The 23909-nt window shown below is 32.4% G+C and carries 27 protein-coding genes and 1 tRNA gene; 18 read left to right on the top strand and 10 right to left on the bottom strand.

Features of this window, described 5'->3' with window-relative positions:
- Positions 1-39 precede the first annotated feature (39 nt).
- From idi to E9099_RS02415, 4 genes are all read left to right on the top strand, one after another.
- Complete coding sequence (gene idi / locus E9099_RS02430; RefSeq protein ID WP_136582145.1) at positions 40-576, top strand: isopentenyl-diphosphate Delta-isomerase; 537 nt, start codon at positions 40-42, stop codon at positions 574-576.
- Positions 560-970 carry a 6-pyruvoyl trahydropterin synthase family protein gene (locus E9099_RS02425; RefSeq protein ID WP_136582144.1) on the top strand — a complete coding sequence of 137 codons (411 nt, stop codon included), beginning with the start codon at positions 560-562 and terminating at the stop codon, positions 968-970. The genes idi and E9099_RS02425 overlap by 17 nt, the downstream gene beginning before the upstream one ends.
- A gap of 94 nt (positions 971-1064) precedes the next feature.
- A complete protein-coding gene (locus E9099_RS02420) occupies positions 1065-1334 on the top strand; it encodes a hypothetical protein (protein ID WP_136582143.1) in 270 nt (89 codons plus the stop codon).
- Between the two features lie 59 nt (positions 1335-1393).
- A tRNA-Thr gene (locus E9099_RS02415) sits at positions 1394-1467 on the top strand.
- Between the two features lie 109 nt (positions 1468-1576).
- Here E9099_RS02415 and E9099_RS02410 read toward each other — a convergent pair.
- The 5 genes from E9099_RS02410 to E9099_RS02390 all read right to left on the bottom strand — a co-directional run bounded on the left by E9099_RS02410 (position 1577) and on the right by E9099_RS02390 (position 6745).
- Positions 1577-2275: a DUF4369 domain-containing protein gene (locus tag E9099_RS02410; protein ID WP_136582142.1), complete on the bottom strand. Its 699-nt coding sequence runs from the start codon at positions 2273-2275 to the stop codon at positions 1577-1579.
- Between the two features lie 50 nt (positions 2276-2325).
- Positions 2326-3633: a DUF819 domain-containing protein gene (locus tag E9099_RS02405; protein ID WP_136582141.1), complete on the bottom strand. Its 1308-nt coding sequence runs from the start codon at positions 3631-3633 to the stop codon at positions 2326-2328.
- An 817-nt stretch (positions 3634-4450) separates the two neighbouring features.
- Positions 4451-5377: an alpha/beta hydrolase gene (locus tag E9099_RS02400; protein WP_136582140.1), complete on the bottom strand. Its 927-nt coding sequence runs from the start codon at positions 5375-5377 to the stop codon at positions 4451-4453.
- A 412-nt stretch (positions 5378-5789) separates the two neighbouring features.
- Positions 5790-6383, bottom strand: a complete 594-nt coding sequence (locus E9099_RS02395; RefSeq protein WP_136582139.1) for an alpha-ketoglutarate-dependent dioxygenase AlkB family protein — start codon at positions 6381-6383, stop codon at positions 5790-5792.
- A 2-nt stretch (positions 6384-6385) separates the two neighbouring features.
- A complete protein-coding gene (locus tag E9099_RS02390) occupies positions 6386-6745 on the bottom strand; it encodes a hypothetical protein (RefSeq protein WP_136582138.1) in 360 nt (119 codons plus the stop codon).
- A 44-nt stretch (positions 6746-6789) separates the two neighbouring features.
- On the opposite strand from E9099_RS02390, the gene E9099_RS02385 reads away from it, so the two are divergent.
- On the top strand, positions 6790-7455 hold the full coding sequence (locus E9099_RS02385; RefSeq protein ID WP_136582137.1) for a M15 family metallopeptidase: 666 nt from the start codon (positions 6790-6792) through the stop codon (positions 7453-7455).
- 87 nt (positions 7456-7542) lie between these two features.
- Here the strand turns inward: E9099_RS02385 and E9099_RS02380 are convergent, their stop codons facing one another.
- Entirely contained in the window at positions 7543-8055 is a 513-nt protein-coding gene (locus E9099_RS02380) for a VOC family protein (RefSeq protein ID WP_136582136.1), read from the bottom strand.
- A gap of 120 nt (positions 8056-8175) precedes the next feature.
- Here E9099_RS02380 and E9099_RS02375 point away from each other — a divergent pair, with 120 nt between their 5' ends.
- On the top strand, positions 8176-8487 hold the full coding sequence (locus tag E9099_RS02375; RefSeq protein ID WP_136582135.1) for a winged helix-turn-helix transcriptional regulator: 312 nt from the start codon (positions 8176-8178) through the stop codon (positions 8485-8487).
- A gap of 71 nt (positions 8488-8558) precedes the next feature.
- Here the strand turns inward: E9099_RS02375 and E9099_RS02370 are convergent, their stop codons facing one another.
- Positions 8559-9206, bottom strand: coding sequence for a YceI family protein (locus E9099_RS02370; protein ID WP_136582134.1), 648 nt, complete (start codon positions 9204-9206; stop codon positions 8559-8561).
- A gap of 167 nt (positions 9207-9373) precedes the next feature.
- Here E9099_RS02370 and E9099_RS02365 point away from each other — a divergent pair, with 167 nt between their 5' ends.
- From E9099_RS02365 to E9099_RS02335, 7 genes are all read left to right on the top strand, one after another.
- Positions 9374-9931 (top strand): nucleotide exchange factor GrpE, encoded by a 558-nt coding sequence (locus E9099_RS02365; protein ID WP_136585116.1) that lies wholly within the window; start codon positions 9374-9376, stop codon positions 9929-9931.
- A 7-nt stretch (positions 9932-9938) separates the two neighbouring features.
- The gene (gene dnaJ / locus E9099_RS02360) at positions 9939-11069 is read left to right on the top strand and encodes a molecular chaperone DnaJ (protein ID WP_136582133.1); all 1131 of its coding nucleotides are present in this window, start codon (positions 9939-9941) and stop codon (positions 11067-11069) included.
- A 518-nt stretch (positions 11070-11587) separates the two neighbouring features.
- Entirely contained in the window at positions 11588-12511 is a 924-nt protein-coding gene (locus tag E9099_RS02355; protein WP_136582132.1) for an ABC transporter ATP-binding protein, read from the top strand.
- A 2-nt stretch (positions 12512-12513) separates the two neighbouring features.
- Positions 12514-13827: an ABC transporter permease gene (locus E9099_RS02350; RefSeq protein WP_136582131.1), complete on the top strand. Its 1314-nt coding sequence runs from the start codon at positions 12514-12516 to the stop codon at positions 13825-13827.
- Positions 13828-13839: 12 nt separating this feature from the next.
- Positions 13840-14790: a mechanosensitive ion channel family protein gene (locus tag E9099_RS02345; protein WP_136582130.1), complete on the top strand. Its 951-nt coding sequence runs from the start codon at positions 13840-13842 to the stop codon at positions 14788-14790.
- Between the two features lie 12 nt (positions 14791-14802).
- Positions 14803-15687 (top strand): DUF6268 family outer membrane beta-barrel protein, encoded by an 885-nt coding sequence (locus E9099_RS02340; RefSeq protein ID WP_136582129.1) that lies wholly within the window; start codon positions 14803-14805, stop codon positions 15685-15687.
- Entirely contained in the window at positions 15687-16850 is a 1164-nt protein-coding gene (locus E9099_RS02335) for a sigma-54-dependent transcriptional regulator (RefSeq protein WP_136582128.1), read from the top strand. Before E9099_RS02340 ends, E9099_RS02335 begins: the two co-directional genes overlap by 1 nt.
- Before the next feature lie 78 nt (positions 16851-16928).
- Here E9099_RS02335 and E9099_RS02330 read toward each other — a convergent pair whose 3' ends face one another.
- Positions 16929-17684 (bottom strand): hypothetical protein, encoded by a 756-nt coding sequence (locus E9099_RS02330; RefSeq protein WP_136582127.1) that lies wholly within the window; start codon positions 17682-17684, stop codon positions 16929-16931.
- Between the two features lie 187 nt (positions 17685-17871).
- Between E9099_RS02330 and E9099_RS02325 the strand changes: the two genes are divergently transcribed.
- The 5 genes from E9099_RS02325 to E9099_RS02305 all read left to right on the top strand — a co-directional run bounded on the left by E9099_RS02325 (position 17872) and on the right by E9099_RS02305 (position 21904).
- The gene (locus tag E9099_RS02325) at positions 17872-18750 is read left to right on the top strand and encodes a PPK2 family polyphosphate kinase (RefSeq protein ID WP_136582126.1); all 879 of its coding nucleotides are present in this window, start codon (positions 17872-17874) and stop codon (positions 18748-18750) included.
- Between the two features lie 115 nt (positions 18751-18865).
- Positions 18866-20263 (top strand): M20/M25/M40 family metallo-hydrolase, encoded by a 1398-nt coding sequence (locus E9099_RS02320; protein WP_136582125.1) that lies wholly within the window; start codon positions 18866-18868, stop codon positions 20261-20263.
- 3 nt (positions 20264-20266) lie between these two features.
- Complete coding sequence (locus E9099_RS02315; protein ID WP_136582124.1) at positions 20267-20734, top strand: hypothetical protein; 468 nt, start codon at positions 20267-20269, stop codon at positions 20732-20734.
- 25 nt (positions 20735-20759) lie between these two features.
- A complete protein-coding gene (locus E9099_RS02310) occupies positions 20760-21332 on the top strand; it encodes a M23 family metallopeptidase (RefSeq protein WP_240788942.1) in 573 nt (190 codons plus the stop codon).
- Between the two features lie 2 nt (positions 21333-21334).
- Positions 21335-21904, top strand: coding sequence for a hypothetical protein (locus tag E9099_RS02305; protein ID WP_136582123.1), 570 nt, complete (start codon positions 21335-21337; stop codon positions 21902-21904).
- Between the two features lie 101 nt (positions 21905-22005).
- On the opposite strand, the gene E9099_RS02300 is transcribed toward E9099_RS02305, so the two are convergent.
- Together E9099_RS02300 and E9099_RS02295 are read right to left on the bottom strand one after the other, a co-directional pair.
- Positions 22006-22404, bottom strand: a complete 399-nt coding sequence (locus E9099_RS02300) for a response regulator (protein WP_136582122.1) — start codon at positions 22402-22404, stop codon at positions 22006-22008.
- Positions 22397-23896: a sensor histidine kinase gene (locus E9099_RS02295; RefSeq protein ID WP_136582121.1), complete on the bottom strand. Its 1500-nt coding sequence runs from the start codon at positions 23894-23896 to the stop codon at positions 22397-22399. Before E9099_RS02295 ends, E9099_RS02300 begins: the two co-directional genes overlap by 8 nt.
- Positions 23897-23909: the final 13 nt, after the last annotated feature.

The raw sequence follows: 23909 nt of genomic DNA, 5'->3' as shown, positions 1-23909 counted from the left end.
AAAATTCTAATTATTAACTTTGTGTATCAATTATAATGAATGAAAGAAGAAAACGTAATTTTAGTTAACGAATTTGATGAACAAATAGGAGTAATGCCTAAAATGGAAGCGCATGAAAAAGCGCTATTGCACAGGGCTTTTTCAGTTTTTGTTTTCAATGATAAAAATGAGTTAATGCTACAACAAAGAGCATTAACTAAATACCACTCTCCTGGATTATGGACAAATACGTGTTGTAGTCACCAAAGAGAAGGCGAAACTAATTTACAAGCAGGTTCTAGACGTTTAATGGAAGAGATGGGTTTTGTAACAAGTTTGGTAGAAAAGACTTCTTTTATATACAAAGCGCCTTTTGATAATGGTTTAACAGAGCATGAATTAGATCACATTATGGTTGGCTATTATGAAGACAACCCAATTATAAATAAAGAGGAAGTAGAGCACTGGAAATGGATGCCACTAGAGGATGTAAGAAAGGATATAGAAGCACAACCGCACTTGTATACCGCTTGGTTTATAATTATCTTTGATAAGTTTTACCATTTTATAAATATCAACCATGAGAGTAACAGTTAGTAGAAAAGCTCATTTTAATGCAGCACATCGATTATATCGTAAGGATTGGTCGTTTGAAAAGAATGATGAGATATTTGGAAAATGTAATAACCCAAACTATCATGGTCATAATTATGAATTGATAGCAAGTGTTACAGGTGATATAGATCAGGAAACAGGATTTGTTATAGATGTCAAAATTTTAAAAGATATTATTAAAGTTGAAGTTGAAGATGCTTTTGACCATAAAAATCTGAATTTAGATGTTGCTGAGTTTAAAGATTTAAACCCAACTGCAGAAAATATAGTGGTTATTATCTATAATAAAATCAAAGCAAAGTTAAAACCTAACTTAGACCTAGAGGTTACGCTTTATGAGACACCAAGAAACTTTGTTAGTTATTCTGGTAAATAACCTATTTATTATAAATAAAGGCTTTAAAATGCATATAAATAGTTCTAATTTCGAACTTTATATGTAGCTTTGCAGTTAAATAAATTTAAAAGTTATGGCAAATAAAAGAGACCTAAAAAAAGACATTAATTACGTTTTAGGAGATATTATTGAAGCAGTATATGTTTGGGAATATTCAAACACTGATAAAGAAAATACTAAAAGTGAAGCAATTATAGATGACGCTATAGAAACATTTGACGACCTTATAGCTAAATTAAACGCTAAAGATGTAGAGAATAAAAAAGCGCATTTTGGGGCTATCAAATCTGATTTGGAAGTTAAAGGACGTGCACTAATTGAAAGAATAAATAAATTAGGATAAATTTATTTAAAAAAAAGTTTGTCAATCTAAATATTAGACTTATATTTGCAAACTCTTTTGCCGATGTAGCTCAGCTGGCTAGAGCAGCTGATTTGTAATCAGCAGGTCGTGGGTTCGAGTCCCTCCATCGGCTCTAAAAAGCTTCTCAATTTTGAGAAGCTTTTTTTTTGTATAAAACACAAATAAAAAAAAGGCCATTTATTAAATTAAATGGCCTTTTGGGTTGGTGTAAATAGATCGGTCTATTGTTCTGATTTTTTAATATCTATAATATATTGATTTAATTGTTTTCCATACTTTGAAGCTTTTACCTTAGGTGTTAAAACCGTGTTTATAGTATCTAAGTATTTAATATTAGCATCATATATTTCAGAAAGGGCTAAGTAAGGAGCAACCTCACTATCACTATTAGAAACTGCAAAGTTTGCAGTGTATAAATATTTCCTTTTAGTAAAGCTATTTAAGGCTAGCTCTGTTTGTTTTAGCTTAACAGTATCGTTTACTTTAGAAGCTTCAAACAATTCCTTCGTTAAGTCTAAATTTTTATTATTAAACTTAGCAATCATGGCAAGATACTCTTCTAGAGTTGCATGTTGCTTTGATCCTTTGATTTTAGCATCGTAAGAAAAGTTTTTTAACGTTGTATTGATTTCGGTTAAGCCCTTATCTGCGAAAAAAGATATGCGGTCATCTTCTTTAGTGTTTTTATTTAGATATAAATAAAACATCTCTGGTTCAGTTATAGCAGATTGTAACTTAAACTCAGAACTCCCATTGATAATTATGGAGTCCATAGTCACTAATAAGGTGTCTTGTACTTTTTTTAAGTAGATTGTTCCTTTTTTTAAACCTTTAACGGTCCCTTTAACAGTTAATTTGTCAGCGTCGTCTCCACAAGAAAATATAGAAACTAAAAGTAATAATGTAAAAATTTTTTTCATTTAAAGTCGGTTTTATCGTTAGCAAATATCAATTAAAATAAACAATAATACTAACCACCGGACGCTAATTGCATTAAAATAGTACAACCAATTGCGGCTAAAGTACCGACAGCATATCCAAATACGGCTAGTAATACACCTACTGTCGCTAAAGAAGGGTGAAAAGCTGAAGCAACAATTGGGGCAGATGCTGCACCACCAACATTAGCTTGACTACCTACAGCTAAGAAGAAATAAGGTGCTCTTATTAACTTAGCAACAACTATTAATAATATGGCGTGAATGGTCATCCATATAAAACCTATCCCTATAAGTCCAACGTTGTCAAATATTGAAGCAATGTCAATTTTCATTCCTATAGTGGCAACCAGAATATAAATAAAGACACTTCCAAATTTGCTTGCACCGGCACCTTCAAAGTTTTTTGCTTTAGTAAAAGATAGTAAAATGGCTATTATTGTGGAAATACTAATCATCCAGAAAAAAGTGCTATCTAAAAAGGTAAAGGTGTTTTTTAAAGTTTGTGACGCTATGTTTGATACAACTTTGCCAAAGTAAGGTGCCAAATGGTCTGCCAAATAATGTGCAGTACTTACTGACCCAAAAGCTATAGCGCCTAGTAACATTAAGTCTGTTACCGTTGGGTTTCGTTTTACGCTTTCTGTAAAAGAAGAGACTCTTTCTTTTAAGGCTTCAATGGAAGAGGTATCTGCTTTTAGCCATTTATTTATTTGTGCCCGTTTTCCAATCCCAATTAATAAAATAGCCATCCAAACATTAGCCACTACAATATCTACAAAGACCATTTTGCCATATTCTGCTTGGTTATAGCCATAAATCTCTAACATTGCAGTTTGGTTGGCACCGCCGCCAATCCAACTTCCAGCTAATGTCGATAAGCCACGCCATACAGCATCTGGTCCTGCACCACCAACTGTTTCTGGAGAGATTGCGGAAATAATTAGGATAGCAATAGGGCCCCCAATAACGATTCCTACAGTACCAGTAAAAAACATAATTAACGCTTTCCATCCTAAATTAAATACGGCTTTTAGGTCGATACTTAATGTCATTAGCACTAAAGCAGCAGGTAAAAGGTAACGACTAGCTACAAAGTATAAATTTGTTTCATGTGTTACAACTTCTCCTGACGGGTTTAAGGAAGTCCATTTTGGCGCAATTATTCCTATAGTAGTCAATATAGCAGGTAACATGTAGGCCATAAATAAACCAGGTACTATTTTGTAAAACTTTTCCCAAAACCCTCCTTTTAGGGATTCCGTATAAAATATCAAGCCTAATGCTAGCATTAATACGCCAAAAACGACAGTATCATTTGTAAATAGTGGTTCAGTCATAGTGTTAGTTTATCGATAATGCAAAATAACTAAATTAAATGGTTATTTAAAGCTTTGAAAATAAAGTTTGGCATAGGATTTGGTTTAATATAATTAGTATTCAATTACGTTGACTTTTTAATATTAGGTGTGGTTACCTATACAGAAACGAGTAATGACTACATTGGTTGGTTAGTATGAAAAAGCACCCTATTTTAGGGTGCTTTTTCTATTTAATAGTTTTAGTAAACCTTTAACAAAGGTTAGTGTTAGTAGTTTAGTTTTGGCACGACAATTGTATTATTAGTATTGTAATTATATATGTTGACTTTCTAATACTAGGTGTGGTTACCTAAACAGAAACGAGTAAAAATTACATTGGTTGGTTAGTATGAAAAAGCACTCTATTTTAGGGTGCTTTTTCTATTTAATACTTTTAATAAACCTTTAACAATGGTTTGTGTTAGTAATTTAATTTTGGCACGACAATTGCTTTATTAGTATTGTAATTATATATGTTGACTTTCTAATACTAGGTGTGGTTACCTAAACAGAAACGAGTAAAAATTACATTGGTTGGTTAGTATGAAAAAGCACCCTATTTTAGGGTGCTTTTTCTATTTAATAATTTTAGTAAACCTTTAACAATGGTTTGTGTTAGTAATTTAATTTTGGCACGACAATTGTATTATTAGTATTGTAATTATATATGTTGACTTTCTAATACTAGGTGTGGTTACCTAAACAGAAACGAGTAAAAATTACATTGGTTGGTTAGTATGAAAAAGCACCCTATTTTAGGGTGCTTTTTCTATTTATAAAAGAGACTCTAAAGTGTTTATTTTTTTATAAAAGAGATGATACTATTTAGTAAGTCTAAAGCTAAAGGTCTTTGCGACTCGTTATAAGACTTAGAGTTCTCTAAATCGTCACCTTCAATGGTTACCAAAACGTGATTCATGTCTTTTATTAGTTTTAATTCAGCTTTAGGAGAGGCTTCTTTTAGTAATTTAGCTTCAGCTTCACTAACCTGTAAATCTTTGGTTCCGTTTATAATAAGGATGGGTATATCTAAAGAACTTAAGATAGTTGTTGGATTATATTGCATCCAATTCATTATAAAACGTTGTGTTTCAATATTAAAAATAGAGGAGAGCGCTACGGGGTAATCGGTTGTTGTTTGTCCCGTCTGTAAAATTTTAAAAACCCGTTTAGTATCTTTTGTAAATTGTGGAGCTGTTTTTTCAACTTGTTCTAAAATAACATTGTCAATGCTTAAAGCAGATCCAGAAAGAGATATAAAACCATTGACATTATCCTTGGCTGCCAACATACCAACTAGACTACCTTGATCGTGGCCAACAATGTATATTGTTTTGTATTTGTTTTGTTTTTTAAAATAGGTAATGACAGCTTTGACATCCGACACAAAGTCATCAAACATTATATTATTATTTACATTATTCTCTCGTATTTGTTTGACAATACGTTTATCAAATCTAAAGGTAGCAATATTACTGTTTGTTAACCCTATGGCTAGTTTCTTAATAACATTAGTTTTCTGAAAATTTTGATTGCCATCTCTGTCTGTAGGTCCTGATCCACCTATGATTATAGCTAAATTTAAAGTTTTATCGGTGTTAGGTATTAAAAGTGTCCCATTAATATATCTAGTTATTGTAAGTTCTTGGCTAGAATAGTTTGTGTCTTGTGCTACGACATTTACAGATATAAAAGTAAGAAAGGCTAAGGCGTATAATTTCATATAAAGATGTTTAAACTATTTGGGTCAAATAAAACACTGAATTTAATTACTCAAATTTACATTTAATTTATGGTAATAAATACCGAATAATATTCTATTTACTCTTGTTTTTAATCGATTTTATAGATCTTTAATCGGTTAATGTTAAAATTAAGTGTATTTCATCGATTAATAATGTTTTTGACCTAAATATTTATAATAAGTTTTAAATTTGCGGCGTACTAGAAATTACATACTTTTTAGTTCAATGGATTAATTAATTAATATTTGCATTATTAAGTTTTTATAACCTAAATGTAAAATAGCAAAAAGCCAAGGTTGAGGGACCTTGGCTTTTATGTTTTTATAAGTTAAATCTAAGGTATAGTATTTTGTTACAAGTGCAACGATTATATAAATCTCCTATAAACCATTATTTAATAATTCTGAAAGTTAAATTTATTCTTGGTTTAACCTCTTTTTTAGTTTTTGCAATTTGATGCAACCAGTGATGTTGTGTAGTACCTTTCATTACAAGTAAACTACCATGCTCTAACAATAACTTGTGTTTTAGTGACTTATCATCTTTATGTTTTAGATTAAAGTAGCGCTCACCACCAAAGGTTATAGATGCTATAGTAGGATTTAGCCCTAAAGCTTTCTCATTATCTGCGTGCCATCCATTACTATCTTGTCCATTGCGATATAAGTTAGCTAAGCAGGTTGTAAATGTAGTCGCAGTTTTAATTTCTATTTTGTTTTTTATTTCGCTTAAAGCGGAAGTAAAGCTTTTCGGATACATGACAATATTAGAGTAACTATAAGGTTGATCGTTATTGGCAAATAGCGCGGTTAATCTTGGCTGAGCATAGGTTTTTCCAAAGACTGTGATATCATCTTGTTGCCAAGGTATGTCATTTAGAAGTAAATTAAAATACTTGCTAGCAGCTTTTGAATTGAAAAAATTAGGGAAATAGCTAATCTCTGCATCTGGTAAGTTTAGTTTTATTTCTTCAGAAAATAACATATTTAAAATTTTAAATAATAATATGCCCAATACATTAGTACAAATTGTAACGGAATACGAAGTAGTAAAACCCAAGTTGGTATTCCTGCAGATGCTTTTTTACTAGATAGCATATAAAAATGAACCATTAAAAACGTAATAAGCATTGCTATTAAACCATAAATGGCAATGTTTTTTAGTATTGGAATGCAAACAGAAATACCTAAAACAACTTCTGCTATACCACTTAACAATATTAGTAATTTATGATTAGGTAAATAAAGAGGCATGACACGTAAATACAGTTGTGGCTTGATAAAATGCATGATTCCTGCAAATACATATATTGTAGACAAAACATAAAGATGCCAAGGATAAGTCATAGTTAGATTTTTATTTTATAAATTTAGCCTATAATTTAGATATCATGAAGTTTAGCTTAGCATTTTTACTCTTATTTATTACAACTACTTGTGTTGCACAATTGCGTGAAGGCTTTGTATATGCACAAGATATTATTGATGATTTAGCGGTTGAGCTAAGATATTGTAACGATAACAATTTTGTTGGAGCGCAAATAGATGGCTATAATAAGGAGGTTGTTATTATGACAGACTTGGCAGCAAAAGCCTTAAAAAAAGTACAAGACACACTAAAAAAACAAGGTTTAGGTATTAAAATTTATGATGCTTATAGACCGCAACGTGCTGTAAATCATTTTGTACGTTGGGCAAAGCAAATTAATGACACGCTAAAGAAGCGACAGTTTTATCCAAACGTTAAAAAACGAAATCTTTTTAAACAAGGATATATCGCCTCAAAATCCAGACATAGTAGTGGTAGTACTTTGGATTTAACAATTATTAATTTAGAAACTGGTATAGCACTTGATATGGGAAGTCCTTTCGATTTTTTTGGTCCCGAATCTTGGGTCGATAATAAAAATCTGACTAAAAAGCAGCAGGCTAATAGACAATTATTACAACATGTCATGTTGACCAATGGGTTTAGAAACTATTCGCAAGAGTGGTGGCATTTTACTTTAAGAGGAGAGCCTTTTAGAAATCAATATTTTGATTTTCCTATAGAATAATGAATGTATAGTGTTTCTTAGTTTTGTTCTGATAAAATTAAATAAAAAAAGCCACAGTGTCAGCTATGGTTTTTTTGTATATAGTCTTTATTTTGTGTAAGCGCCAGAAGAATAGGTTAACTCATAGCTATGTGTGTATATTTCGAAAACAATTCCAAAGGGATCTTCTACATAGCACATTTTAAAAGGTTTGTCTTTAGGGTAATACTCTCTAATAGGCATTCTCTGTTTACCTCCATAAGAGACAATTTTATCAATAAGGTTTTCAATATTGGGGTCTTGCACGCAAAAGTGAAAGAGTCCGGTGTTAAAAGGATTAAATTCTGGGGCTTGTTTTACACCATGTGGAAAAGAAAATAATTCAATACCTATTCCGTCAGAAGTTGCTAAGTGTGCTATTTCAAACATCTCCCAATCTTCGCCAAAGACATCAATACACATCTGGCCTATAGCTGTTTCTTTTTCTTTTTTAACTTTAGAAGGTTCCATAATAATATACCATCCCATTACTTCAGAATAAAATTGAACAGCTTTGTTTATGTCAGGGATCGTAATCCCAATATGAGAAAAAGATTTTGGATAATTTTTTTTATCTGTCATATTATTTTTTTTAGACTACAAAGATATTTTATATTTGCAGTATTGGCAATAACTTACTAAAAAGTAATATACTGTACTAAAAGAGTGAAATGCTTATTATGTGTTATTTATATATAGAAAATGATCGAAAAGAATTATTGTCCGCTTAATTATACCATGAATTTGATTGGGACTAAATGGAAGCCTCTTATTTTATTTCACTTATTGAGTGGCGCCTTGCGTTCAGGACAATTACAGAAGCATATTTCTGGGATTTCAAATAAAATGTTTACACAATCTGTTAGAGAGCTAGAAAAAGATGGTCTTATTACTAGAAAAATCTATCCTGTAGTTCCGCCAAAAGTAGAGTATAAATTGAGTGCTAGAGGACGCTCTTTGGAGCCTATTTTAAGAAGTTTAGATCAATGGGGAGTTGATGATAATTTAAAGTAATATTTCAAATTTATAACAACAAAAAAAGCCACAACATTTGTTGTGGCTTTTTTTTAATTGATAGGCGTGTTTTAAGCTTTTTTAGCTTTAACCATTATTTTTATTTCTACATCATCTTTTATTACTTTGTCTCCTAATGCAGCAGCGTCAAAAGTTTTTCCAGAATTATACATAATATTCCATTCTGTTCTGTCAATTGAAAAAGTATCACTTGATAAAGTTACGTCATCACCAGTAACAACAACAGTTGCAGGAAAAGTTATATTCTTTTTGATACCTTTCATTGTTAAGTTACCACTTACATTTTTACCGTCTACTTTAGTTATTTCAAAAGCAGCAGTAGCAAATTGTTCTGCATCAAAAAAGTCAGCGCCTTTTAAATGTCCAATTAATTTTCCGTTAGCTTCATCATCAGCAGGAATGTCTGTACACTTGATAGTATTAATATCAAACATAAAACTTCCACCTACTAATTTATCACCCTCAAATTCAACAACACCATTAGAGACGTTTATAGTTCCTTCATGTCCACCAACAATTTTGTTTGCTTTCCAAACAATCATAGAGTTTGTTGGGTCTGCTTTAAATTTAGCAGCTTCATTGTTTTCAACAACAGTTTCAACGTCTCCAGTTTTTGCTTCCTTAACATCGCTTTTACAACCAACAACAGTTAATCCTACTATGGCTACAGCAAAAAGATTTAATACAATTTTTTTCATGATATAAGTTTTTTAGTCTTTAGTGATTTATAATGCAAATATATAAATAATCTTCCATGGAAACTAATTAAATAATAGTTAAAATAAATAATGACATTTTGGCACTATTTATAGTAATGGCAGTACTTTTGCCATCTCAATTACAGTATTTTAAATTAAGTACAACAATGAGCAAGAAAAGTAAAAAAGAAACAGACATAGAAGAGGAAGTAAATACAACTTCAACTCAAGCAGATACAGATACAACACAAGAAGAGGTTGTAGAACAACTATCTCCAGAAGAACAATTAAAAGCAGACTTACAGCAAGAAAAGGATAAGTTTTTACGCCTTTTTGCAGAGTTTGAAAACTACAAAAAACGGACGTCAAGAGAACGTGTTGAGTTGTTTCAGACGGCTAGTAAGGATGTAATGGTGTCAATGTTACCTATTTTAGATGATTTTGAACGCGCCTTATTGCATATCGATGATGATAAAGAAGCAGAGGAGTTACGTAAAGGAGTCTTGTTAATTTATAACAAACTATTAAATGCTTTACAACAAAAAGGATTAGCGACAATAGAAGTCAGAAAAGGGGATGTGTTTAATGCAGATCATCATGAGGCAATAACGCAAATCCCTGCACCTACAGAGGATCTAAAAGGTAAAATTATTGACGTTATAGAAAAAGGATATAAATTAGGTGAAACCGTTATACGTTTTCCTAAGGTAATTATAGGACAATAATATAAGTATGGCTAAAAGAGATTTTTACGAAATATTAGGTATAACCAAGTCGGCAACACAAATTGAAATAAAAAAAGGATACCGTAAAAAGGCAATCGAGTTTCATCCAGATAAAAATCCAGATGATAAGGATGCTGAATCTAAATTTAAAGAAGCAGCAGAAGCTTATGAAATATTAAGCGACGAAAATAAAAAAGCACGTTACGACCAATATGGACACCAAGCCTTTGAAAATGGCGGCGGTGGCGGTGGCTTCAATGGTGGCGGAATGAATATGGATGACATATTTAGTCAGTTTGGAGATATCTTTGGAGGCGGAGGCTTCGGAGGTGGAGGCGGTTTCTCTGGCTTTGGAGGGCAACAACAACGTCGTGTAAAAGGTAGTAATCTTCGTGTGCGTTTAAAGTTAACATTAGAGGAGATTGCTAATGGTGTTGAAAAGAAAATTAAAGTAAAACGTAAAGTTCAAGCGCCTGGTACAACTTACAAAACTTGTAGCACATGTAATGGTGCTGGTCAAGTGACTAGAGTGACCAATACTATTTTGGGGCGTATGCAAACAGCATCGCCTTGTCCAACGTGTAGTGGTGCTGGACAAACTATAGATAAAAAACCAAGCGAGGCTGATGCGCAAGGGATGATTGCTAAGGAGGAGACTATTCCTGTTAACATTCCTGCAGGTGTCGTTGATGGTATGCAGCTTAAAGTGTCGGGAAAAGGTAATGAAGCACCAGGAAATGGTGTTTCTGGAGATTTATTGGTAGCAATAGAGGAAGAAGCACACGAGTCTTTACAACGTGAAGGTGATAATTTACATTACGATTTATACGTTAGTTTGCCAGATGCTATTTTAGGTAACTCTAAAGAAATAGATACAGTAACAGGTAAAGTACGTATTAAAATAGAAGCAGGAATGCAGTCTGGGAAGATTTTACGCTTACGCGGAAAAGGTATTCCTAGTATAAATGGTTACGGTAAAGGAGATTTATTAGTACATGTTAATGTTTGGACACCAAAAACGTTAAACAAAAAACAAAAAGATTTCTTTGAAAGTATGCGTGAAGATGAACATTTTGTTCCTAAGCCAGAACGCAGTGATAAGTCATTTTTTGAAAAAGTAAAAGACATGTTTTCTTAATTGAAACAAATCTATAAAGTGTTTATTTAGTAAGAAAATCCGTTAATTATAACGGATTTTCTTGTTTTTTGTTTAACTATTTAAATCATTTAACATCTTAGTTTAATAAAAAATATTATATTTGATTTATCGCTAGCTCAGCTAGTGGTAATTTTTCTTTTTCATAGCAATTTTTTCCCATCCTTTATTTATTTAAAGGGTGGGTTTTGTTTTTAATGACACCTTTATTTTTGTAGCCTAACGTAACAACAAAAGGGAGTGGTTAGGATTAATCCCAACTTAGGTTGAGTTCTAAAAGTTAAAGGAGTGATTATTGGTTTTCATTACTTGAAATATACTCGTGATATTACTTAAATCTAACAGAATACCTCTGATATAGTTCTCTCAAAGCATAAAATGTAATAATAAAATTGATACACCTAGTTAAAAATACTAAAATCGTTAACGTTACTCTTTTAACATTTTCTATATTTACAAAGCGTGCTATAAGTAGCCATGCTAATCAATTATAAAAATCTATGAGCAACCTTTTAGAGGTGCATCAAGTATCTAAAAATTTTGGAAACTTTACAGCACTTAATAATGTATCTATAACTGTGCCTAAAGGCAGTATTTTTGGTTTGTTAGGACCAAATGGGGCAGGGAAAACAACCTTAATTAGAGTAATTAACCAGATAACAATGCCAGATTCTGGACATGTGTTATTAGATGGAGAGCCTCTTAAAAATCATCATGTAAGAGATATTGGATACTTACCTGAGGAGCGTGGATTATATAAATCTATGAAAGTTGGAGAGCAAGCATTATACTTGGCGCAATTAAAAGGAATGGATAAGGCAGAGGCTAAAAAACGACTTAAAATGTGGTTTGAGCGACTGGAAATTGGAGATTGGTGGAATAAGAAAATACAAGAATTATCCAAAGGGATGGCTCAAAAGATACAATTTGTAGTGACTGTTTTACACGAGCCTAAATTGTTGATTTTTGATGAGCCTTTTTCTGGGTTTGATCCTATAAACGCAAATTTAATTAAAGACGAAATTTTGAGATTACGTGACGAAGGGGCAACCGTTATTTTTTCTACACACCGTATGGAATCTGTGGAAGAATTGTGTGATCATATTGCCTTAATACACAAATCAAATAAAGTGTTAGATGGTAATTTAATGGATATTAAACGCCAATATAAAACCAATACGTTTCAGATTGGGATAAATCCAAACAATAGTAATTTGGAACAGGAATTAACTAATAAATTTAGTGTAACTCCAGCAGAGTTTAAAACGCTTGGTGATGATTTAAAACTGAATGTAAAGTTGTCAGAAAATGAAACCGCTAACGATTTATTAAACTATCTTACTAGTCAAGGACAGGTTTCTCATTTTGTAGAAGTCATTCCTAGTGCTAGCGATATTTTTATTCAAACAGTAAAGAATAACTAATTATGAATCATCTTTCTCTTATCATACAACGCGAGTATTTAACCAAGGTTAGAAACAAATCGTTTTTAATAATGACTATTCTTAGTCCATTAATAATGATTGCGTTAATCACAGTTGTGATGTATTTGTCACAAATGAATAATAATAAACAACGTACTATAGCTGTTTTAGACGAGTCTGGTTATTTAACAGAAGCATTTACGGATACAGATAATACAAAGTATAATATCTTGTCAGGAGTAACACTTGACAATGCAAAATCGATTGTTGAAGAGCAAGGGGATTACGGTTTACTTCATATTAATAAAATCGAAAATTTTGATGATGTTAACAATAGTATTCAGTTTTACTCTGAGGAATCACCATCCATATCTGTAATTTCTTCCTTAGAAGATAAAGTAGAAAAAGAGCTTACTAATCGTAATATGGCTCAAAAAGGAATTGATATTGCACTTATTAAAGCGTCTAAAATTAGAATTGATATTGCGCAAGAAAATTTTTCTGGTGTCAAATCTTCTAAAATTGATAGTGTTGTTAAGTTAGCGTTTGGGGGAGCTGCGGGTTATTTGTTATTCATGTTTATAATAATTTATGGTAACATGATTATGCGTAGTGTAATTGAAGAAAAAACAAGCCGAATTATTGAGGTTATTATTTCTTCAGTAAAACCAATACAATTAATGTTAGGTAAAATCATCGGAACCTCTTTGGCAGGTATTACACAATTTGTAATATGGATCATTCTAGGAGGTGTCTTATTGACTGTCGTTTCTGCGGTTTTTGGTATAGATTTCGCGCAAGCGCAAACACCACAACAAGAGTTAATGATGCAAGCAATGGATAACCCAGATGCAGGTATGAAGATGCAAGGTTTATTTACAGCCTTTTATAATTTGCCTTTAGCTAATTTGGTTATTGCTTTTTTACTATTTTTTATTAGTGGATACTTGTTATACAGCTCATTATACGCTGCAATTGGAGCAGCTGTAGATAATGAAACTGACACACAACAATTTATGTTACCTATATTAATGCCGTTAATTTTGGCTGTTTATGTAGGGATGTTTACGGTTATTGAAGATCCCCATGGGACAGTAAGTACTATATTTTCGTTTATACCGTTTACATCTCCTGTTGTTATGTTAATGAGGATTCCGTTTGGTGTGCCAATTTGGCAACAAGTAGTCTCTTTATTGATTTTAGTTGCGACATTCATGGGAACCGTTTGGTTTGCAGCAAAAATATATAGAGTTGGTATTTTAATGTATGGAAAAAAACCGACGTATAAGGAGTTATTAAAATGGATTAGATATTAATAATGTAATAAAATGCAAGACGGTAAAGCTTCTAGTAAACTAGGTGAAAGTGTTGAGAATTTAGGTGACGCTATTGTTGATAGTTCCATTTGGGAAAAATTCGTGGAGTTTTTAAACTTTAAGATTTATACGTTTACTAATGCTCAGGAAAATATTACAGGTGTTTTAAAAGTAAAAAACCTATTACTTGTCATTTTAGTACTTATACTGACAACATATATATTACGTTGGGTAAGAAATTTGGTTACTCATAAGTTGTCAGACGACGATAAATCTAAGTTTGTAACTGTTTTTTCATTTGCACGTTGGATTATTTATGCCATCGTTTTTATGGTTGTAATAGACTCTTTAGGGATTGATATTACAGCGGTTTTTGCAGCTTCCGCAGCTTTATTAATAGGTGTTGGTTTAGCTTTACAAACGTTATTTCAAGATATTATCTCAGGTGTTTTTATATTAATAGACCAATCAGTACATGTGGGTGATATTATTGAAATTGATGGTAAAGTTGGTCGTGTAGAAGAGATTAAACTACGTACCACAAGAGCAGTAACAATAGATAATAAAGTATTGGTGATACCTAATCATTTGTATTTAACTAACAGTTTATATAATTGGACACAAAATGGATCTACTACTAGAGAAAGTGTAGATGTTGGTGTGGCTTATGGTAGTGATGTAACTTTAGTAAAAAAACTATTGCTTGAAGCTGCTAAGTCTTGTGAGGTTGTATTTAAACAACCAGCTCCCGCTGTTTTATTTACAGACTTTGGAGATAGTTCTTTAAACTTTAGAGTTGCTTTTACTATAGAAGATAGTTTTAATGCAAGAATACCTAAAAGTGAAATTAGGTTTGCAATAGATAGACTATTTAGAGAAAATAATATTTCAATTCCTTTTCCACAAAGAGATATACATATTATTCAAGACAATACACAAAAAGAAAAAATTTCAATCAGATAATTAATAGCGTTTATGCAGAAACATTTTAAATTAGTCCTACTTGTCATTCTACTATTTAGTGGGGTGTATAGTGCTAACGCACAGCTAACAGATTTAGCGCGTTTAGAATATTCTTACATACCAAAAAATAATTCGGAAGATAGTTTTGACCGTGTTCGTTTTGCATTAAACTATCCAATTAAAATTAAAGAAGATAGCTATTTACTGATTGGAGGGGACTATAGTCGAATAACACTAAATTTAGAAGATCGTTACCCTTTTCCAACGTCTAATTTAAGACGTTTACATATTTTGGATTTTAATTTAGGCTATACTTTTAAAGTGTCCGAAAATTGGAGGTTAGGCGCTAAAATAACACCACGATTAGCATCTACATTGAGACATGAAATTAGTGGAGATGATTTGTTTTTAAATGGAGGCGTTTATGCTATACATGATAAAACGAAGGATAAGAGTATAAAAAAACCTTACCGTTTAATTTTAGGGTTAACCTATAACAGTACAACAGGTATCCCATTGCCATTACCATTTGTGAGTTATTATCGTCGTGTAAATGAAAAATGGTCCTATAATTTAGGTGTGCCTAAGACGAACTTAAAGTATTTTATAAATGAACAAAATATTATTCAAACCTTTGTTGGTATTGATGGGTATTTTGCAAACACACAGGAACGTTTTTCTATTGATGGAAAAGAAGCCGATAGTGTGTCGTTATCTATAATATTGGCAGGTTTAGGCTATGAGTATTGCTTTACAGATCATTTAGTTTGGTATGCTTACACAGGCTATACGTTAAGTATGAATAATAGATTGAGAGATGAAAACCGAGAAGACGTATTTAAATTAGATAATGTCAATGCGTTTTATTTAAGAACAGGAATTAAATTTAAAATATAATGCCAAAAATATTAGTAATAGAAGACGAAGCAGCAATTAGAAGAGTGTTAGTTAAAATTCTATCTGAAGAAAATGATACGTATCAAGTCGAAGAGGCTGAGGATGGATTAATAGGACTTAATAAAGTAAGAAAAGAAGATTACGATTTAATTTTGTGCGATATAAAAATGCCAAAAATGGATGGTGTTGAGGTTTTGGAGGCAGTAAAAAAAATAAAACCTGAAATTCCAATGGTCATGATTTCTGGTCATGGAGATTTGGATACGGCTGTAAATACAATGCGTTTAGGGGCTTTTGATTATATTTCAAAGCCGCCAGATTTAAACCGTTTATTAAACACGGTGCGTAACGCATTAGACCGAAAAGAATTAGTTGTAGAAAATAAAATTCTTAAAAGAAAGGTTAGTAAAAAGTACGAAATGATTGGAGATAGTGATGCTATCGCTCAAATCAAAGACATTATAGATAAAGTAGCGCCTACAGACGCAAGAGTTTTAATTACTGGACCTAATGGGACAGGAAAAGAATTAGTGGCGCATTGGTTGCACGAAAAAAGCACAAGGGCAAAAGGACCAATGATAGAGGTTAATTGTGCTGCAATCCCTTCAGAATTAATAGAAAGTGAGTTGTTTGGACATGTAAAAGGGGCTTTTACAAGTGCAGCTAAAGATAGAGCAGGTAAATTTGAAGCCGCAAATGGAGGAACCATTTTTCTAGATGAAATCGGAGACATGAGTTTGTCAGCACAAGCAAAAGTGTTACGAGCATTACAGGAAAGTCGCATTCAACGTGTGGGGAGTGATAAGGATATAAAAGTAGATGTACGTATTGTTGCCGCAACTAATAAAAATCTAAAAAAGGAAATTGAAGAGGGGAATTTCCGAGAGGATTTGTACCACAGACTGGCTGTTATTTTAGTCAAAGTGCCAGCGTTAAATGATAGACGTGACGATATTCCGTTACTAATAAATCATTTTTCGGCAAAAATAGCAGAAGAGCAAGGAGCAATACATAAAGTGTTTTCGGCTAAAGCCATAAAATTATTACAAGATTACGATTGGACTGGTAATATTAGAGAACTTCGAAATGTGGTCGAAAGATTAATCATTTTAGGAGCAGCGGAAGTTAGCGAGCAAGACGTTAAATTATTTGCGAGTAAATAATTTCTTTTTTGTAAAACGTAAAATACATTTATAGTAATAAAAAAAGCCTCAATATTTATTGAGGCTTTTTTTATTCTATTATTTACAACTGTTTAGTTGTTGAATATAATTTTCCGTTATACGTATTATTTTATCTAAATAGTAAGATCTTAATTGTTCTATAGATTTAGACGATAATGCTGTTTTGTCATCAGGCGTGTCAGTAATGGTAGCATTACAATTACAGTTTTTTAATAACTCGTTATAGCTTGTTATATTTTTAGCTATTGCTTTGTCTTGCTGTGTCATAAAAACCTCTTTTTCTAATAAAGATGCTTTTACTTTTTGTTCTTCAAGCTTTCTTTTTAAATCGTTAGCCTTTTGCTCTAATTCGGCTTGTTGTCTCTTCAGATCCGCTTGTTGCTGTTCTAATTGTGACAATTCATTGGTATTACCATCAGAAACAGCACTAGTATCATCTGATGCGGTAGTACAAACTTCATATTCATAAAAGGTTTTGTCTATTAATTCTTCAGCCATATATAAGTAAGATCGTCCTGCCGCCAAATCATCACCTAATAGTGCAGTGTCTAGATAAGTAGAGATGCTTTGTGCTAAGTCATAAGTTGTAGTACAATCTGTAGATTCCAATAGACTCTTAGTTGTTTCAATAGACTTTTTTGCTATTCTGGCATGATACTTTAATCCTTCAAAATTATAAGACTTAATACCTTCTGTTATATTTTTACTTACTATTCTAAGGTTTGTGTGTACATCACCTTGTTGATATACAGTGGCATTAGTCGTATTTAAAAAGATAATAGATAGTACCAGGAGTAAATATTTTTTTTTCATAAGTAGGATGTTTTTAATTTGGGTTTGCGAAAATAAGAAAATATTGCAATTAAGCGGTGTAAAACATCATTTAATCGATTAAAATTATGTTTTTGTAAGATAATTCTTTGTTGTTTGTAAAATATTGAAATGGATTAAAATCAAGGAATAAAATAATTGCATTATATTTAGTAAATAAATTGTAACAATGAAAAATAGCAATAGTAATGACCATAAAATCACGTCTAAAATTAAGTTAAGTGACTTACCAAGTCAGGTTGATTTAGGAGCAGATAAGGATACTACGGAAGAAGAACTAAAAAGAGTAAGACGTAAATTAGGAGATCTTCAAGATACCATGTATGCGCACGGTAAATATTCCGTATTAGTCTGTTTACAAGGTATGGACACGTCTGGAAAAGATAGTTTAATACGTGAGGTTTTTAAAGATTTTAATGCAAGAGGTGTTGAGGTTATGAGTTTTAAAGTGCCAACTGAATTGGAGTTAAAACACGATTATCTATGGAGGCACTACATAAAATTACCGGCAAGAGGTAAATTTGGCGTCCACAACCGTACACATTATGAAAATGTATTAGTAACACGCGTACATCCAGAGTATATTTTAGGAGAAAAACTGCCATTTATTCATAGTGTTGACGATGTCAACGAGAGCTTTTGGGATAAGCGTTTTGAACAAATCAATAATTTTGAGAAGCACTTAACAGATAATGGGACTTTGGTTTTTAAATTCTTTATGAATTTATCAAAAGACGAACAACGTAATCGTTTATTGCGTCGTTTAGAGAAAAAAGAGAAAAATTGGAAATTTTCTGCAGGCGATTTAAAAGAGCGCAAGCTATGGGATCAATACATGGACTGCTATGAGGATGCTATAAACCGTACAAGCACAGAAAATGCACCTTGGTATAATATTCCTGCAGACGATAAGCACACAGCACGACTAATTGTAGCTCAAATTTTATATGATACATTAAAAGAATATAAAGACATAAAAGAACCAGAGTTAGACGATAAAACTAAAGCCAATCTCCATTTGTATAAAGAGCAATTAAACAACGAGTAATATTATTTGGGCGTTACCTTTATCCTGAATGTAGTTCAGGATAAAGGTCGTGCTTTCACTACTCGCTCTCTGCGAGGAGCTCAGACAAACCGTTCAATCACTAACGCAACCTATCATGAAACAACTAGCATTATTTATAACATTTTTACTATCATTAAACGTCACAGCTCAATCAGATCAAGACGCATTAAAAACCATTTACAGTCAATCTTTGACTAATGGAAATGCTTATCAATGGTTAGATCATTTGTCAAATCAAATAGGTGGTCGTTTATCAGGATCTGTAAGTGCAGAAAAAGCAGTGCAATACACAAAATCAGAACTAGACAAATTGGGATTAGATAAAGTGTGGTTGCAAGAGGTGATGGTCCCAAAATGGGAACGTGGGGATAAAGAAGTTGCACATTTTACAACTAATACTAGTAGGTTTGATGTTAATATTTGTGCCTTAGGAGGTTCTATTGCAACACCAAAATCAGGACTAGAAGCCACAGTTATAGAAGTTAAGAGCTTTGAAGAGTTGGCGGAATTCGGAACTAAGGTTAAAGGTAAAATAGTATTTTTTAATGGCGCAATGAATCCTGAGTTAATACACACTTTTGAAGCTTACGGCGGCTGTTCTAAACAACGGTACGCGGGTGCGTATGAAGCTAGTAAATTGGGAGCTGTTGGAGTTATAGTGAGATCTTTAAATTTACGTCAAGACGATTTGCCGCATACGGGAAGCATGGGATATATGGATTTATCAAACGACCAACGTATTCCATCAGCAGCAATTAGTACAAATGATGCAAATAAGTTGTCTGAAGCACTAAAAAAAGACACGAATTTAAAATTCTATTTTAAACAAAACTGTCAGCAGTTTGAAGACGTGTTGTCCTATAATGTTATTGGTGAAATTACAGGAAGCGAATTTCCAAATGAGTTTATGGTTGTTGGTGGACATTTAGACTCTTGGGATTTAGGAGATGGCTCTCATGATGATGGAGCAGGAGTAGTGCAATCTATGGATGTGATCAGATTATTAAAAGAAAGCGGAATCAAACCTAAACGTACCATCAGAGTTGTACTATTTATGAATGAAGAAAACGGGTTACGTGGCGGAAAGAAATATGCTGAAGAAGCTAAGCGTAAAAACGAAAATCATGTCTTTGCTTTAGAGAGTGATTCAGGAGGGTTTTCCCCTCGTGGATTTAGTTTTGACTGTAGTGATGCTGTATTAAATAAAGTGTTAGGTTGGGAGTCGTTATTCAAACCATATCTTATTCATTATTTTGAAAAAGGATATAGCGGGGCTGATATCGGGCCATTAAAAAATGAAACGATTGTAATGGCCGGTCTACGTCCAGATTCTCAACGTTATTTTGATCATCATCACGCCGCAAACGATACGTTTGATGCGGTAAATAAACGCGAGTTGGAGCTTGGTGCAGCAACAATGACAAGTTTAGTGTATTTGTTTGATAAGTACGGGACAAGTGATCTGCCACAGGTTAAGGAATTTAAAGATTAGTAAGTGGATCTAGTCGCTATTATATTAGAATGTTTTGTTGATATTTATTTGTTCTTTTTAGATTATAAATTTTGGAAAAAGAAAAAAGCACAACGTAAATACGAAAAGAAGCATGGGTTGCCAAAACAGCTTATGATTTATCCCTCAAGAGAAATTTATTTAAGAGTAGTGTTTTTGCTTGTTCTGCTGACTGTTCCAGTTTATTTTCTGTTTTTTATAAATAAAGATCAAAATACGATGACTAAGCAGATGACGAAAATTCATGAATTACTAAAAGCTGAAAAAAAACAATTCAATACATATCCCAAAGAGTTAAGTATTATTATTAGAAATAACCCTTTGCACAGAAATTTGACTCTTGATGTTTGGGGTAGTACCTTTTCTTATAGCGTTACAAAAGATGGGGCAGATTACAACTTAGTTTCAAAAGGACGGGATGGGATTTTAAATACAGATGACGATGTGGAATAATTATAAAGTTATGTTTTTATGTTGCTTGCTTTTTTTTCAATGTAAAAAAGAAGGACAATTAGCTATCGATGCTACAAAACAAGAGGCAAAGGAAGACGTGGTAAAACTTAAAAAGAAAGTGCTAGACACCTTTAAAATCACTAATGGGTATGATTTTCCTGTTGGTAAACCAGATGCAAAGCGCTATTATAATGCACAAGGCTTTCAAGAGAACTACCATTTAGGAGATGACTGGAATGGTGTTGGAGGAGGTAATACGGATTTGGGAGATCCAATTTATGCTATTGCAAATGGTTATGTATCTTTTGCAGAGGATATAGAAGGAGGTTGGGGTAAGGTGATTAGAATGGTGCATCACAATCCTGATAAATCTAAAACAGAATCGCTGTATGCGCATTGTAGTTCTATCCTAGTGTCTGAAGGGCAATACATAGTAAAAGGGACTATTATTGGAACCATTGGTACAGCTGATGGTGCTTATTTAGCGCATTTGCATTTGGAGATAAGGGATGTGTTAAACCTACCAATTGGTCCTGGATATTCTGAAGAAACTGAAGGATACTTGAATCCAACGGATTATATTAATAATAATAGATGATAATGAAAACGCGATTATTTATTCTAACTTTAATTTTAACAACGACCATGATTGCTCAAAATAACGAGTTGCCGTATTACGAAATGCCTGAACCGTCAAAATATTTTACTGCTGGTACAGTTGCTGCTAGACAAGTTGATGCTTTAGGATTTCGGTTTTATCATGCGACAAATGGTTTGACAGAAACGGATTTGGCATATAAGCCAAGTGATTCGGTCAGAACTTCTGTAGAGACTGTAGATCATATTTATAGTTTGTCAAAAATACTTTTGAATTCAACATTAAAAAAAGAGAATAAAAAAGAGCAAAACGATTTTACTTTTGAACACAAGCGTAGTGCTACTTTGAATAATTTAAAACAAGCAGCAGATATTTTAAGAGAATCTGAGGATATCTCTGAATTTAAAATCATTTTTGGTGATACAAAAGTTCCGTTTTGGAATAATATTAATGGTCCAATATCAGATTCTGTTTGGCATTGCGGGCAAATAGCCTCTTTTAGGCGTATAACAGGTAATCCGATGAGCTCAAAAGTGAATCATTTTACGGGAAAAGTAGGAAAGGATAAATAAGTCATTTCAATACTCGTAGAGAATGCGGTTTGATAAACTAAGAACTATGCCTTTTACGATTTAGACAGTAATGCAGTAACGTTTTGTCAAGCGTATTGTAATTAAAGACACTTACTTTTAATTAAAGTCAAGCTGTCTAAATTAAGAGGTTTATTGACATAACCTTTTACTAGACTGTTAGTTTCTGCTTTATTTACATCTAACGTGTCCACAGAGGAGCTGGTGATAAAAATTGGTATTTTATTATATAGACTTGTGCTTTTATAAGCCTCTAAAAATTGCCAACCATCCATTATTGGCATATTGATGTCTAATAAAATTAAGTCTGGTAAAGTGTCTTGTTCATTAAAAAGATTTGATAACCCCTCCAAAGCTTCTTGCCCATTTTTAAAAATAACACAGTTATTAGAAAAATTATTCATCTTAAAAAGTTTTTGTACCGCAAAAGCATAGATCGGATCGTCGTCAATAATGCAAATTAAATCTATTGGATCAGTCATGATTAAATTGTATTATAAATTTAGTGCCTTCTCCAACAATGCTTTCGACGTTTACTTTACCACCAATAGCCTCTATTTGATTTTTTGCAATAAATAACCCGAGTCCTCTGGAGTCTTTGTGTTTGTGAAACACGTTGTACATACCAAATAATTTATCACCATGTTTGTTTAAATCAATACCTTGTCCATTATCTCTAATGGTCAAGGTCACATGCTTTTGTTTTTTTACTGCTTCTAATGTTATTTTAGGATCGACATCTAATCTTTTGTATTTGACTGCATTGGTAAGGAAATTTATAATTATGCTATCTAAATAGGCGGGTATAGCTTTAACCGTAGTCTCTTGGTCTATTATGATCTTTATTTCTGCATTATTTGCGAGAGTTATACCTTTTATATTACTTAATGCATTTGTGGTATAGTGCAGTAGATTTAAAGATTCTAGTTTATTATTGTCTAAAGAGTGGTACAGTGCGACGTCATTTAGGTTCTGAATAGTTTCATTTAAATTACCGACTGCTTTTTCGATAAGGGGAAAGTATTCGTCAGCAATAGATTCAGGATATTCTTCTTTCTTTAATTTTAATAGCATCTCTAAGTTTCCGCCATGAGATCTTAAATTATGAGATACGATATGGGCAAAATTGATTAACCTATCATTTTGTTTTGATGTTACTTTTAGTAGGTCTGTTATTTTATTTTGGCCCTTTTTTATTTCAGAGACATCATTAATATTCGCAATAAAATGTTTAGGATCCCCATTGGTATCTCTAACAATTGTTAAGGATAACACACAATGGATACTAGAGCCATTTTTGTGTATATATCTTTTTTCTATCTGATGATTATCTAAAGTACCGGATAGCATTAAATTTAATTCTTCAATACCAAGGTCTTTGTCTTCTAAATGGGTTTGTTTTATAAAGTTAGATTCTAAGAACTCTTTTTCGGTATAGCCTAGAATTTTACAAATACCGTGATTTACTTTAAGCCAATTACCTTCTAGACTTAAAAGTGCCATTCCGGTTAGAGAGTAATTAAAAAGAGATCTAAATTGTTTTTCTTTTAAAATTGTTTTTTTGTTTTCTATCGTTTTTGCCGTAATATCTAGAAAAACGCCTCGTACGGCTGTACATTTTCCATTAACACATCTAGGATGTCCAATAGTTCTTATCCATTTTTCATTGCCCTTTGCAGTGACAATTATAAATTCGTCATCAAATTTTTTTTCATTTTCTAAAGCGTCATTAAATAGTTTTGTAATCTTCTCCCTGTGTATTCCTTCCTTATAAAAATTAATAGCATGTTCCACATCAGGGATGTAATCTTTAGTAACTTCATGGATTTTTTTAGTAAAAGAACTCCATTTTAAGGTGTTAGTTATAACATCAAGTTCCCAAGAGCCAATAGCGAGAGAGTTTTCAATGGTTGATAAAAAGTCTTTATCGTGAATTTCGTCAGACAATATGGGATGGTTAGAATCAGAAAGCATATTTAAGGGATTT

The organism is Psychroserpens sp. NJDZ02 (assembly GCF_004843725.1).
Classification (GTDB): Bacteria; Bacteroidota; Bacteroidia; order Flavobacteriales; family Flavobacteriaceae; genus Olleya.
Note: the sequence above shows the minus strand (reverse complement) of the source record. Positions and strands in the feature narration are given on the sequence as shown.

What these genes read in the sequence shown, in the direction of transcription:
- E9099_RS02375 (WP_136582135.1), top strand. Translation starts at nt 8,176, where the DNA reads ATGATCGAAAAGAATTATTGTCCGCTTAATTATACCATGAATTTGATT.
- E9099_RS02340 (WP_136582129.1), top strand. Translation starts at nt 14,803, where the DNA reads ATGCAGAAACATTTTAAATTAGTCCTACTTGTCATTCTACTATTTAGT.
- E9099_RS02370 (WP_136582134.1), bottom strand. Translation starts at nt 9,206, where the DNA reads ATGAAAAAAATTGTATTAAATCTTTTTGCTGTAGCCATAGTAGGATTA.
- E9099_RS02365 (WP_136585116.1), top strand. Translation starts at nt 9,374, where the DNA reads ATGAGCAAGAAAAGTAAAAAAGAAACAGACATAGAAGAGGAAGTAAAT.
- E9099_RS02410 (WP_136582142.1), bottom strand. Translation starts at nt 2,275, where the DNA reads ATGAAAAAAATTTTTACATTATTACTTTTAGTTTCTATATTTTCTTGT.
- E9099_RS02330 (WP_136582127.1), bottom strand. Translation starts at nt 17,684, where the DNA reads ATGAAAAAAAAATATTTACTCCTGGTACTATCTATTATCTTTTTAAAT.
- E9099_RS02425 (WP_136582144.1), top strand. Translation starts at nt 560, where the DNA reads ATGAGAGTAACAGTTAGTAGAAAAGCTCATTTTAATGCAGCACATCGA.
- E9099_RS02295 (WP_136582121.1), bottom strand. Translation starts at nt 23,896, where the DNA reads ATGCTTTCTGATTCTAACCATCCCATATTGTCTGACGAAATTCACGAT.
- E9099_RS02385 (WP_136582137.1), top strand. Translation starts at nt 6,790, where the DNA reads ATGAAGTTTAGCTTAGCATTTTTACTCTTATTTATTACAACTACTTGT.
- E9099_RS02390 (WP_136582138.1), bottom strand. Translation starts at nt 6,745, where the DNA reads ATGACTTATCCTTGGCATCTTTATGTTTTGTCTACAATATATGTATTT.
- E9099_RS02355 (WP_136582132.1), top strand. Translation starts at nt 11,588, where the DNA reads ATGAGCAACCTTTTAGAGGTGCATCAAGTATCTAAAAATTTTGGAAAC.
- E9099_RS02335 (WP_136582128.1), top strand. Translation starts at nt 15,687, where the DNA reads ATGCCAAAAATATTAGTAATAGAAGACGAAGCAGCAATTAGAAGAGTG.
- E9099_RS02380 (WP_136582136.1), bottom strand. Translation starts at nt 8,055, where the DNA reads ATGACAGATAAAAAAAATTATCCAAAATCTTTTTCTCATATTGGGATT.
- dnaJ (WP_136582133.1), top strand. Translation starts at nt 9,939, where the DNA reads ATGGCTAAAAGAGATTTTTACGAAATATTAGGTATAACCAAGTCGGCA.
- E9099_RS02395 (WP_136582139.1), bottom strand. Translation starts at nt 6,383, where the DNA reads ATGTTATTTTCTGAAGAAATAAAACTAAACTTACCAGATGCAGAGATT.
- E9099_RS02305 (WP_136582123.1), top strand. Translation starts at nt 21,335, where the DNA reads ATGAAAACGCGATTATTTATTCTAACTTTAATTTTAACAACGACCATG.
- E9099_RS02405 (WP_136582141.1), bottom strand. Translation starts at nt 3,633, where the DNA reads ATGACTGAACCACTATTTACAAATGATACTGTCGTTTTTGGCGTATTA.
- E9099_RS02400 (WP_136582140.1), bottom strand. Translation starts at nt 5,377, where the DNA reads ATGAAATTATACGCCTTAGCCTTTCTTACTTTTATATCTGTAAATGTC.
- E9099_RS02300 (WP_136582122.1), bottom strand. Translation starts at nt 22,404, where the DNA reads ATGACTGATCCAATAGATTTAATTTGCATTATTGACGACGATCCGATC.
- E9099_RS02325 (WP_136582126.1), top strand. Translation starts at nt 17,872, where the DNA reads ATGAAAAATAGCAATAGTAATGACCATAAAATCACGTCTAAAATTAAG.
- E9099_RS02345 (WP_136582130.1), top strand. Translation starts at nt 13,840, where the DNA reads ATGCAAGACGGTAAAGCTTCTAGTAAACTAGGTGAAAGTGTTGAGAAT.
- E9099_RS02420 (WP_136582143.1), top strand. Translation starts at nt 1,065, where the DNA reads ATGGCAAATAAAAGAGACCTAAAAAAAGACATTAATTACGTTTTAGGA.
- E9099_RS02350 (WP_136582131.1), top strand. Translation starts at nt 12,514, where the DNA reads ATGAATCATCTTTCTCTTATCATACAACGCGAGTATTTAACCAAGGTT.
- idi (WP_136582145.1), top strand. Translation starts at nt 40, where the DNA reads ATGAAAGAAGAAAACGTAATTTTAGTTAACGAATTTGATGAACAAATA.
- E9099_RS02320 (WP_136582125.1), top strand. Translation starts at nt 18,866, where the DNA reads ATGAAACAACTAGCATTATTTATAACATTTTTACTATCATTAAACGTC.